This window comes from Microbacterium resistens NBRC 103078, from assembly GCF_001552355.1.
Lineage (GTDB): Bacteria > Actinomycetota > Actinomycetes > Actinomycetales > Microbacteriaceae > Microbacterium > Microbacterium resistens.
Map to the genome: position 1 here is coordinate 62,266 of NZ_BCRA01000016.1, position 12,000 is coordinate 74,265.

The 12,000-nt window shown below is 69.2% G+C and carries 7 protein-coding genes, 1 tRNA gene and 1 pseudogene; 3 read left to right on the top strand and 6 right to left on the bottom strand.

Annotation, left to right across the window (positions count from 1 at the left end):
• Positions 1-132: 132 nt before the first annotated feature.
• Both MR1_RS19655 and MR1_RS03720 read left to right on the top strand, forming a co-directional pair.
• Entirely contained in the window at positions 133-309 is a 177-nt protein-coding gene (locus tag MR1_RS19655; protein ID WP_157517887.1) for a hypothetical protein, read from the top strand.
• Positions 310-395: 86 nt separating this feature from the next.
• The gene (locus MR1_RS03720; protein WP_067243337.1) at positions 396-614 is read left to right on the top strand and encodes a hypothetical protein; all 219 of its coding nucleotides are present in this window, start codon (positions 396-398) and stop codon (positions 612-614) included.
• Positions 615-724: 110 nt separating this feature from the next.
• Here MR1_RS03720 and MR1_RS03725 read toward each other — a convergent pair.
• The 4 genes from MR1_RS03725 to rpoB all read right to left on the bottom strand — a co-directional run bounded on the left by MR1_RS03725 (position 725) and on the right by rpoB (position 9,081).
• Positions 725-809: transfer RNA gene (locus tag MR1_RS03725), tRNA-Tyr, on the bottom strand.
• Between the two features lie 96 nt (positions 810-905).
• The gene (locus MR1_RS03730; protein ID WP_067243338.1) at positions 906-1,499 is read right to left on the bottom strand and encodes a carbohydrate kinase family protein; all 594 of its coding nucleotides are present in this window, start codon (positions 1,497-1,499) and stop codon (positions 906-908) included.
• A 158-nt stretch (positions 1,500-1,657) separates the two neighbouring features.
• Positions 1,658-5,533, bottom strand: coding sequence for a DNA-directed RNA polymerase subunit beta' (gene rpoC, locus MR1_RS03735; protein ID WP_067243339.1), 3,876 nt, complete (start codon positions 5,531-5,533; stop codon positions 1,658-1,660).
• A 47-nt stretch (positions 5,534-5,580) separates the two neighbouring features.
• Entirely contained in the window at positions 5,581-9,081 is a 3,501-nt protein-coding gene (gene rpoB / locus MR1_RS03740) for a DNA-directed RNA polymerase subunit beta (RefSeq protein WP_067243340.1), read from the bottom strand.
• 291 nt (positions 9,082-9,372) lie between these two features.
• On the opposite strand from rpoB, the gene MR1_RS03745 reads away from it, so the two are divergent.
• Positions 9,373-10,287, top strand: a complete 915-nt coding sequence (locus MR1_RS03745) for a sugar kinase (protein ID WP_067243341.1) — start codon at positions 9,373-9,375, stop codon at positions 10,285-10,287.
• Positions 10,288-10,738: 451 nt separating this feature from the next.
• On the opposite strand, the gene MR1_RS03750 is transcribed toward MR1_RS03745, so the two are convergent.
• Both MR1_RS03750 and MR1_RS19980 read right to left on the bottom strand, forming a co-directional pair.
• Positions 10,739-11,632, bottom strand: a complete 894-nt coding sequence (locus MR1_RS03750; protein WP_067243342.1) for a MurR/RpiR family transcriptional regulator — start codon at positions 11,630-11,632, stop codon at positions 10,739-10,741.
• Positions 11,629-12,000 (bottom strand): annotated as a pseudogene (locus MR1_RS19980) (glycoside hydrolase family 3 N-terminal domain-containing protein); the annotation flags it as partial. The pseudogene MR1_RS19980 and the gene MR1_RS03750, both read right to left, overlap by 4 nt.

The following is a 12,000-nucleotide window of genomic DNA, read 5'->3' on the forward strand; positions in this document are numbered from 1 at the left end:
CGGAATCTGAAGGGATCCTGGCCGACTTCTTCGACGACCGGCTAAACGCCGACGACGCAGAGTCGCGGGTAGGAAGAAGACCGCTACTTCCGCCCTCGAGAGGGTTCGCCGTTGTACCGCTATGGTCGCCGCATGGACCCTGATACCAGCGCAGCCCTCGCGACCCTCATCAGCATCGGACTGTCGCTGCTGGGCGCGCTCCTCGGCGCGCTGATCCTGTACTTCATTATTCGGCAGGGGGTGTTCCACGGGATGCGAGCGCATACCCGGTGGATTGACCACGGCAAGGACTATGAGAAGCTCCGGTAGCCGCTGAACGGCTACTTTTCACGGCCGCGGCCCGTTCCTCTTCCATCGACGTGTTTGTGACGTTCTGGGCGCGGAATCGTCTTCGGGTGAGAACGGCCGGGGGAGGTCTACTGGAGCCGCTCACCCATGATGCCGCCTGGCAACGGTTCGACGATGTCGCCCTGCGGATCCTCGTGACCTCGCCGATCGTGATGGCCGGGCAGAGGCTGAACGGGCCGCCAACCCAGAGCGTGGAGAGAAAACGACACGTCAACAGCACGATCACCCAGGTGCAGAATACGGTGCAGACGACCGAAGGGTCCTGACCAGTCGCTGGTCAGGACCCCTCGCCTTCCGCTTGATCCCGCTCCGCGCAAGCCCGCTCCGTCCGAGAATGAGAAGAGCGCCGACCCGTCGGGCCGGCGCTCTTCTCGTCTGGTGGCAAGTGAGGGATTCGAACCCCCGAAGCATTACGCGGCTGATTTACAGTCAGCTCCCTTTGGCCGCTCGGGCAACTTGCCAGTGCACACCCGTCCCACTTTTTCAGCCGACCGGGGGCGCGAAGATCCATCATACCTGTCCCGGCCGGGCACCGGAAATCGGCCGCTGGGGGCGGCTCAGGTGGCGATGCGGGCGAGCGCGCGGGCGAGCCGTTCGTCCGCGTCCGGGCCGCCCACGGCGTCCTTGCGCACCGTGCGCACCGCGTCGGCGATGCGGTCGGCGCGATCCGGGTCCGTCCCGGCGCGCAGGACCCGCGGGTCGGCCTCCGACCCGTCCACGACCCCGACGGGCGCCTCGCGGAGCGGCTCGACCAGCTCCGCCTCCGTCACCACCACGATCGGATCCGCGCCGAGGTCCGCGCGCGCCCCCGCGTGCAGCAGCCCGGCGACGGCACCGCCGAGCCCCGTGGAGGGCACGGTGCCCTGCCCGTGCTCCTGCACGCGTCCGGCCCCGATCACGACCCGGCGTCTCCCGGTGCCGGCCGGCGCGTCCAGCGGCAGCACACGCACGCGATGATCCTCCATCACGACACGGATCCGCCGCCCGTCCTCGTCGTCCGCCAGCGGCGTGAGCAGCACCACCCCGTGGCCTCCTCGCGCGAGCCGACGAGCCAGATCCGCGCCGGCCCCCGCCACCGTCTCCCGGGCACCATGCTCGTCGCGCACCTCGTCGATCCGGGCCTCCCCCACCACGACGATCCGCTCGCTCATGCGCTCCTCCTCGGGCCAGCGTAGCCCGCGTGCGGTCACGCCCGCCTGCGCCCCCGGGAGAACAGAAGAGGCAGGGACGACGAAGGCCCCGGATCCGAGGATCCGGGGCCTTCGATCACCCGAGTTCACGGCCGCGACGCGGCCCTGGGCTCATCCGATCAGTTGTAGGTGCCGGGGGTGATGTCGTCGGTCGAGAACGCGTCGAAGTCGACGTAGCCGAAGTCGCCGTCGGCGTACGCCCCGTCGGATGCGAAGATCCGGTTCGGGTAACGCTCGCTCTTGGCCTCCTCGGTCGCCTCCACCGTGATGTCGCGGTAGCGGCGCAGGCCCGTCCCGGCGGGGATGAGCTTACCGATGATGACGTTCTCCTTGAGGCCGACCAGCGGGTCGCTCTTGCCCTCCATGGCGGCCTGCGTGAGCACGCGGGTCGTCTCCTGGAAGGACGCGGCGGACAGCCACGACTCGGTCGCGAGCGACGCCTTCGTGATACCCATCAGCTCGGGACGGCCGGACGCGGGGCGCTTGCCCTCGGCGACCGTCTCGCGGTTGATGCCCTGGTACTTCTTGAAGTCCACCATCTCGCCCGGCAGCAGCGTCGTGTCACCGTGGTCGACGACCGTGACCTTCCGCAGCATCTGGCGCACGATGACCTCGATGTGCTTGTCGTGGATCGGCACACCCTGCGAGCGGTACACGCCCTGCACCCCGTCGACGAGGTACTTCTGGGCGGCACGCGCACCCTGGACGCGCATGACCTCCTTGGGGTCGAGCGTGCCGACCTGCAGGGGCTGGCCCACGACCACGTGCTGGCCGTCCTCGACGAGGAGCGTCGCACGCTTCAGGACCGGGTAGACCACCTCTTCGTCGCCGTTGTCGGGCGTCAGGATGACCTTCTTGGACTTGTCGGTCTCCTCGATGGTGATCCGGCCGTCCGCCTCGGCGATCGGCGACGCGCCCTTCGGGGTGCGCGCCTCGAACAGCTCGGTGACGCGCGGCAGACCCTGGGTGATGTCGTCGGCCGACGCCGAACCACCGGTGTGGAAGGTACGCATCGTCAGCTGCGTACCGGGCTCACCGATCGACTGGGCCGCGATGATGCCGACGGCCTCGCCGATGTCCACCGTCTTGCCGGTGGCGAGCGAACGGCCGTAGCACTTCGCGCACACGCCGACGGCCGAGTCGCAGGTCAGCACCGAACGGACCTTGATCGAGGTGACGCCCGAGTCGATCAGCTTGTCGATGAGCACGTCGCCGACGTCCTCGCCCGCCGTGGCGAGCACCGTGCCGGCCTCGTCCACGACGTCGACCGCGAGCGTGCGGGCGAACACGGAGTTCTCCACGTTCGCGTCGCGCACCAGCGTGCCGGTCGAGTCGACCGCGGCGATAGGGAGCTCGAGGCCCTTCGACGTGCCGCAGTCGTCCTCGCGGATGATGACATCCTGCGAGACGTCCACCAGACGACGGGTCAGGTAGCCCGAGTCCGCCGTACGGAGAGCAGTGTCGGCCAGACCCTTCCGGGTACCGTGCGTCGCGATGAAGTACTCCGCCACCGACAGCCCCTCGCGGTACGAGGAGATGATCGGACGCGGGATGATCTCACCCTTCGGGTTGTTCACCAGGCCTCGCATACCCGCGATGTTGCGGATCTGCAGCCAGTTACCACGGGCGCCGGAGGACACCATGCGGTTGATGGTGTTGTCCTGCGGGAAGTGGGCGCGCATCGCGGCCTGGACCTCGTCGGTCGCCTCGGTCCAGATCTTGATGAGCTCCTGACGACGCTCGGCGTCGGTGGTGAGACCCTTCTCGTACTGCGACTGGACCTTCGCGGCCTGCTTCTCGTAGCCCGCGACGATCTCCGCCTTGTTCGGCGGGGTGAGGATGTCGCTCAGCGCGACCGTCACACCCGAGCGCGTGGCCCAGTAGAAGCCCGCGTCCTTGATCCGGTCCAGCGTGGCCGCCGTCTCGACCTTCGGGTACTCCTCGGCCAGCTTGTTGACGATCTGCGACAGCTTGCCCTTGTCGGCGACCTCGCGCACGAACGGGTAGCCCTTCGGCAGGGCGTCGTTGAAGATCGCCTGGCCGAGCGAGGCGTCCACGAGACCGTGGCGCTCGTAGCCCTCGGGGGCCTCGCCCTCGAGGAAGGTCAGACCCGGGATGCGGATGCGGACCTTCGCCTGCAGGTCGAGCGTGCCCTCGTCCTTGGCGAGGATCGCCTCGGACACCGAGCCGAACGCACGGCCCTCGCCGACCGCCCCCTCCTTGACCGTGGTCAGGTGGTGGAGGCCGATGATCATGTCCTGCGAGGGCAGGGTGACCGGACGGCCGTCGGACGGCTTCAGGATGTTGTTCGACGCGAGCATCAGCACGCGGGCCTCGGCCTGGGCCTCGACCGACAGCGGCAGGTGCACGGCCATCTGGTCACCGTCGAAGTCCGCGTTGAAGGCGGCGCAGACGAGCGGGTGCAGCTGGATGGCCTTGCCCTCGACGAGCTGCGGCTCGAAGGCCTGGATGCCCAGGCGGTGCAGGGTGGGGGCGCGGTTCAGCAGCACCGGACGCTCGCGGATGATCTCCTCGAGCACGTCCCACACCTCGGGGCGCGTGCGCTCCACGGCGCGCTTGGCGGCCTTGATGTTCTGCGAGTGACCGAGGTCGATCAGGCGCTTGATCACGAACGGCTTGAACAGCTCCAGCGCCATCTGCTTGGGCAGACCGCACTGGTGCAGCTTCAGCTGCGGGCCGACCACGATGACCGAACGGCCGGAGTAGTCGACGCGCTTGCCGAGCAGGTTCTGGCGGAAGCGACCCTGCTTGCCCTTCAGCATGTCGCTGAGGGACTTCAGGGCGCGGTTGCCGGTGCCGGTGACGGGACGACCGCGGCGGCCGTTGTCGAACAGCGCGTCGACGGCCTCCTGCAGCATCCGCTTCTCGTTGTTGACGATGATCTCGGGGGCACCGAGGTCGATCAGGCGACGGAGGCGGTTGTTGCGGTTGATCACGCGACGGTACAGGTCGTTGAGGTCGGAGGTCGCGAAGCGGCCACCGTCCAGCTGCACCATCGGGCGCAGCTCCGGCGGGATCACCGGAACGACGTCCAGCACCATCGAGGCCGGGCTCATGCCGGTCTCGAGGAAGGAGTTCACGACCTTCAGGCGCTTGATCGCACGGATCTTGCGCTGGCCCTTGCCCTCGGCGATCTGCAGGCGCAGGTTCTCCGCCTCGCCGGCCAGGTCGAAGCTCTCCAGGCGCTTCTGGATCGCCTCGGCGCCCATGTGGGCCTCGAAGTACTGGCCGAAGCGGTCCTGCAGCTCGTGGAAGACGTCGTCCTCCGGGCGCAGCGCGCCGACCTCGAGCGTGCGGAAGTCCTCCCACACGCGCTCGAGCTTGGCGATCGCCTCGTCGGCGCCCTTGCGGATCTGGGACATCTCCTTCTCGGCGGCGTCCTTGACCTTCTTCTTGGCGTCGGCCTTGGCGCCCTCCGCCTCGAGAGCGGCGAGCTCCTCCTCCAGCTTGGCCAGGCGCTCCGCGATCTTGGCGTCGCGGCGGTCGCCGAGCGTCTTCAGCTCGAGACGGATGTTGTTCTCCTGCGTGGCGAGGTCGCGGTGGCGCGCGTCCTCGTCCACGGAGATCACCATGTACGCGGCGAAGTAGATGACCTTCTCGAGGTCCTTCGGCGCCATGTCGAGCAGGTACCCGAGGCGCGAGGGCACGCCCTTGAAGTACCAGATGTGGGTGACGGGCGCGGCGAGCTCGATGTGGCCCATGCGCTCGCGGCGGACGGAGCTCTTGGTGACCTCCACGCCGCATCGCTCGCACACGATGCCCTTGAAGCGGACGCGCTTGTACTTGCCGCAGGCGCACTCCCAGTCGCGGGAGGGGCCGAAGATCTGCTCGCCGAAGAGGCCGTCCTTCTCCGGCTTCAGCGTGCGGTAGTTGATCGTCTCGGGCTTCTTGACCTCGCCGTAGGACCAACGACGGATGTCGTCGGCGGTGGCCAGACCGATGCGAAGCTCATCGAAAGTTGTTGCGTCGAGCACTAGTTCTCCTGTGTCGAAATTCTCTGAAGAAGTGGGTCTGGCTGAGATCAGATCTCGTCGATCGAGGCGGACTCGAAGCGGCTGGAGATGTTGATCCCCAGCTCCTCCGCAGCCCGGAACGCCTCGTCGTCGGTGTCACGGAGGTTGACCGCCGTGCCGTCGGCCGAGAGCACCTCGACGTTCAGGCAGAGCGACTGCATCTCCTTCATGAGCACCTTGAACGACTCGGGGATGCCCGGCTCCTGGATGTTCTCGCCCTTGACGATCGCCTCGTAGACCTTGACGCGGCCGAGGATGTCGTCGGACTTGATCGTGAGGAGCTCCTGCAGGGCGTACGCGGCACCGTAGGCCTCGAGCGCCCACACCTCCATCTCACCGAAGCGCTGGCCGCCGAACTGGGCCTTACCGCCGAGCGGCTGCTGGGTGATCATCGAGTAGGGACCCGTCGACCGCGCGTGGATCTTGTCGTCCACGAGGTGGTGCAGCTTCAGGATGTACATGTAGCCCACCGAGATCTGGCCCGGGAACGGCTCGCCCGACCGACCGTCGAACAGGGTCGTCTTCCCGGTCGAGTCGATGAGGCGGTCGCCGTCGCGCGTCGGGATCGTCGAGTCGAGCAGACCCGAGATCTCCTCCTCGCTGGCGCCGTCGAACACCGGGGTCGCGACCTTGGTGCCCGGGGCGACGTCGAACGCCTGCTCCGGCAGACGCGCGGCCCACTCCGGGGTGCCCTCGATCTTCCAGCCCTGCTTCGCGATCCACCCGAGGTGGGTCTCCAGCACCTGGCCGAAGTTCATGCGGCCCGGGATGCCGAGCGGGTTCAGGATCACGTCGACCGGCGTGCCGTCCGCGAGGAACGGCATGTCCTCGACGGGGAGGATCTTCGCGATGACGCCCTTGTTGCCGTGACGGCCCGCGAGCTTGTCGCCCTCGGTGATCTTGCGCTTCTGGGCGATGAAGACCACGACGCGGCGGTTGACGCCCGAGCCCAGCTCGTCGTCGCCGTCCTCGGCGTTGAACTCCTTGACCGCGATGACGGTCCCCTGCTCGCCGTGGGGCACCTTCAGCGACGTGTCGCGGACCTCGCGGCTCTTCTCGTTGAAGATCGCGCGGAGCAGGCGCTCCTCGGCGCTGAGCTCGGTCTCGCCCTTCGGCGTGACCTTGCCGACGAGGATGTCGCCGGGGCGGACCTCGGCGCCGATGCGGATGATGCCGCGCTCGTCCAGGTCCTTCAGCAGCTCCGGGCTGACGTTGGGGAGGTCACGGGTGATCTCCTCCTTGCCGAGCTTCGTGTCGCGCGCGTCGACCTCGTACTCCTCGATGTGGATCGAGGAGAGGGTGTCGTCCTTCACCAGGTCCTGGCTGAGGATGATCGCGTCCTCGAAGTTGTGACCCTCCCAGGTCATGAACGCCACGAGGAGGTTCTTGCCCAGCGCGAGCTCGCCGTTCTCGGTGGCGGGTCCGTCGGCGATGACCTCGCCGACCTCCACGCGCTCACCCGCGGACACGACGACCCGCTGGTTGTAGCTCGTGCCGTGGTTGGAGCGGTCGAACTTGCGCAGGTAGTACTCCTGCGTGCCGCCCTCGTCGAGCATGACCACGACGCGGTCCGCGGAGACCTCGCTGACGACGCCCGCCTTGGTCGCGGTGATCACGTCACCGGCGTCGATGGCGGCGTAGCCCTCCATACCGGTGCCGACCAGCGGCGACTCGCTGCGCAGCAGCGGCACGGCCTGACGCTGCATGTTCGCGCCCATGAGCGCGCGCTGGGCGTCGTCGTGCTCCAGGAACGGCACGAGCGAGGTCGCGACCGACACCATCTGGCGCGGCGAGACGTCGATGTAGCCGATCTCCTCGGGGAGGAACAGGTCGACCTCACCGCTGCCGCCCTTGGGGCGCGCGAGCACGTGGCTCTCGGTGAAGCGGCCGTTCTTGTCGAGCGGGGCGTTCGCCTGGGCGATGTTGTAGTCGATCTCCTCGGCCGCCGACAGGTAGTCGATCTGGTCGGTGACGGTGCCGTTCTCGACCCGGCGGTACGGGGTCTCGATGAACCCGAAGGAGTTGATGCGCGCGAAGGTGGCCAGCGAGCCGATCAGGCCGATGTTCGGGCCTTCCGGGGTCTCGATGGGGCACATGCGGCCGTAGTGCGAGGGGTGCACGTCGCGCACCTCGACGCCGGCGCGGTCACGGCTCAGACCACCGGGGCCCAGCGCCGACAGGCGGCGCTTGTGGGTCAGGCCCGCGAGCGGGTTGTTCTGATCCATGAACTGCGACAGCTGCGAGGTGCCGAAGAACTCCTTGATCGCGGCGACGACGGGGCGCACGTTGATCAGGGTCTGCGGGGTGATCGCCTCGATGTCCTGCGTGGTCATGCGCTCGCGGACGACGCGCTCCATGCGGGACAGACCCGTGCGGACCTGGTTCTGGATGAGCTCGCCGACGGCGCGGATACGACGGTTGCCGAAGTTGTCGATGTCGTCGGTGGCGAGGCGGATCTCGGTCGTCTTGCCGCCGCGGATGCCCTCGAAGGTCTCCACGCCCGCGTGCAGGCGCACCAGGTACTTGATCGTCTCGACGATGTCCTTGACGGTCAGGACCGAGTCGCTCAGCGGCTGGTCCAGGCCCAGCTTCTGGTTGATCTTGTACCGGCCGACCTTGGCCAGGTCGTAGCGCTTCGGGTTGAAGTAGAAGTTGTCCAGCAGCGCGCGGGCGGCCTCGGCGGCGACCTGCTCGCCCGGACGGAGCTTGCGGTAGATGTCGCGGAGCGCGTCCTCCTTGGTGAGGATCGTGTCCTTCGCGAGCGTCTCCTCGATCGAGGGGAAGCCGGCGAACTCGGCGAGGATCTCCTCGCTGCTCATCCCCAGCGCCTTCAGGAAGACGGTGACGGACTGCTTGCGCTTGCGGTCGATGCGCACGCCGACCTGGTCGCGCTTGTCGATCTCGAACTCGAGCCACGCGCCACGGCTCGGGATGACGCGCGCAGAGACGATGTCCTTGTCGGAGGTCTTGTCCGGGGTCTTGTCGAAGTAGACGCCGGGCGAGCGCACGAGCTGCGAGACGACGACGCGCTCGGTGCCGTTGATGATGAACGTGCCCTTGTCGGTCTGCAGCGGGAAGTCGCCCATGAAGACCGTCTGGGTCTTGATCTCACCGGTCTGGTGGTTCATGAACTCGGCCTCGACGTACAGCGGGGCCGCGTAGGTCTTGCCGCGCTCCTTGCACTCCTCGATGGAGTACTTCTCCGGCTCGAGGTACGGGTTCGTGAACGACAGCTGCATCGTCTCGCTGAGGTCCTCGATCGGGGAGATCTCCTCGAAGATCTCCTCCAGTCCGCTGACCTCGGCGACGTCCTTGCGCCCGGCGGCCTTGGCCTCGGCGACGCGGTTGCGCCACGCCTCGTTGCCGACGAGCCAGTCGAACGACTCGGTCTGCAGGGCCAGCAGGTCGGGGACCGTCAGCGTGTCGGAGATCTTGGCGAACGAGAGGCGGGATGCACCGCGTCCGTTCTTGTTGGTGGTGGGAGTGGATGCGTTGCGAGCAGCAGCCAAGGGAATAACCTCCGTGAGCCCCGAGGGGGCGTCTCGATTCCTCTGTCGTCAGGTGGAGTGCGCCGCGTCGCTCGGACCCGCACGGAAGTCACCGCGTGAGCAGGCGGGACGTGCGGGGTTTCTGCCGACCACCATATGAGGGCAGGGAGGAGTGAGGCGCAACGATCAACTATACGACGGATTTCACGACATGTCCAGCGTGATTCTTGACCTCCGCGCGCCGGTGGGGTATATCTGCGCGATCGACCGGCCCTCAGGACATGAATACCGGTATCCGGTATCGTCTGCCTCGTGCCCGACACCCCTCTGGTCGCCTGCTTCGGCGAAGGCCTGGTGGCCCTCGTGCCGACCACGGCCGGCCCTTTGGAGAACAGCCGCTCGTTCCACCGGTCGCTGGCCGGGGCCGAGTGGAACGTCGCGATCGCCCTGGCCTCCGCGGGCGGGCGCGCCGCGGTGATCTCCCGCGTGGGCGACGACGGCTTCGGGCGCTTCCTCCTGGCGGAGCTCGCCGAGCACGGCGTGGACGCCACCGCGGTCGAGGTCGACCCGGAGGCACCCACCGGACTGTACGTGAAGGAGCTCGCCGCTCGACCCGACGGCTCGGTCGACGGTGTGATGCACTACTACCGCGCCGGATCCGCCGCGAGCCGCCTCTCCCCCGCCGTCCTGCGCGCCCCTGCCGCTTCTCGGCTCCTCGATGAAGCGGCCCTCGTGCACACGACCGGGATCACCCCCGCCCTCTCCCCCGGCGCCCGCGCCGCACAGGACGAGCTGTTCGCCGGTCGCGGCGAGCGCCTGGTGAGCTTCGATCTGAACTGGCGATCGGCTCTCTGGCGGGGCCGCGAGGACGAGGGGCGGGAGATCCTGCGCGCCTACATGTCCGCCGCGGACATCGTGCAGTGCAGCGAGACGGACGCCGCCGCGGTGCTCGGCACGGGCGACGCCGCACAGCTGCGACGGATGATCCCGGAGCCGAGGCACCTCGTCGTGACCCGGACCGACGGGGCGGTGGCCTTCGACGGCGCGGAGAGCGTGGAGGCGCCGGCGCTGGCCGCCCCCGTGGTCGAGACGATCGGCGCGGGCGATGCGTTCGCCGCCGGGTTCCTCGGCGGGGTGCTCGCGGGGCTGTCGCTCGGCGGCTGCGTCTCCCGTGCCCATCGCATCGCGACCCGTGCGCTCGGCAGCACCCGCGACCACGTCGCCTGACCCGCCCCGTCCGGCCCGCCCCGTCTCGTCTCGTCTCGTCCGTTTCGTCTCGTCGCTGCGCTCCTCGCTCAACGACCGGGGATCACCCACGGATCGGGGTCCATTCCGGGGGAATCCGGCCCCACCGCCGACCCCAGAACCCCAACGCGCGCCCCAACCGACCGCGACCCAACCCCGTCGCGGTCGCTTGCCGCGCCTCCCGGTCGTTGAGCGAGCGCAGCGAGACGAAACGGCGCACCACCCCACCCGTTTCGTCTCGTCGCTGCGCTCCTCGCTCAACGACCGGGGATCGCCCACGGATCGGGATCCGTTCCGGGGGAATCCGGCCCCACCGCCGACCCCAGAACCCCAACGCGCGCCCCAACCGACCGCGACCGAACCCCGACGCGCGCCCCAAACCTGGCCACGACCGGACCCCGATGCGGGCCCCGAACCCGGGACGACCCGGGGGTCAGGTGCCGCGGACGGCGCGGCGCGTCGCGCGCAGCGGCTCGTTCACGCCCTCCCCGCGATGCTGGACGACGCGGACGAAGAGGACGTCGAGCAGGGCGAGCTGGGCGATGCGGCTCGACATCGCGGCCATGCGCAGCGGCGCCTCCTTCGCGCGGGTGAGCAGCGCGACGTCCGCGACCCGGGTCAGCGGAGAGTCCGGCGCGTTCGTCAGCGCCACGACCAGCGCACCGGCCTCCCCGGCCACCTCGGCGGCGCGGATCGTCTCGGCGGTCTCGCCGCCGTGCGAGATCGCCAGGGCCACGTCGCCGGCACCCAGCAGCGCCGCCGCGGCGAGGGCGATGTGCGGATCCGGCGAGTGGGTCGCCGCGCACCCGATCCGCGCGAGCTTGAACCGCATGTCCTGCGCGGTGAGCGAGGACGCCGCCTGCCCGAACAGCTCGACGCGGGACGCCTGCGCGATCGCGGCGGCGGCGCGGTCCACCGCGGCGAAGTCGACGCTGAGCACGGTCTGCTCGATCGCGCCCACCTCGCGCGCGGCGATCTTCGCCGCGACCGTCTCGATCCCGTCGTCCAGGTCGATCACGGAGTCGTCGAGCCCGAAGCGCTCCCGCTCGGCCTGCTCCACGGCCACCGCACGGGCGAACGCGACCCGCAGCTCGCGATAGCCGCTGAACCCGATCGTCTGGGCGAACCGCGCCACCGTCGACAGCGACGTCCCGCACAGGCGGGCGAGGTCGTTGATGGCCAGGTCCACGACGAGGGTCGGATCCGCCAGCACCTGCTCGGCGACCCGCGCCTCCGCGGCGCTCAGCCGCCCGAGGGCTCCACGGACCACCGCGATGACGTCGGCGCTGCGTCCGTCGGCGTGGCCGTCGGTCGCACCCCCGCTCATCGTCCCGCCCCGACCAGCCTCTCGCGCGCGAGCGCCGATCCGATCCTGCTGGCGGCACGGACGTCGATCACCGGCAGGGTCACGGCGCCGGCTCCGGCCGGAAGGCCCACGTTCACCACGGCGGCCGTGGGCGCGGCCTCGGCGACCTCGGCGACGAGCTCTCGCTGCGCCGGATCCGTGTCGATCCGGTCCACGAGGACGACCACGCGGAAGCCGGTCGCGTCCGCCGTGGCGACGGCCTCCGCGATGGCGCGGCGGCGTTCGCCCGCGTCCGCCGCGGCGGTGTCGAGGCGCACCCGCCATCCGTCCTCGGCCAGCGCCGCGGAGACGTAGCCCCCGGCGCTGTCCACCGCCAGGGTCGAGCGGCG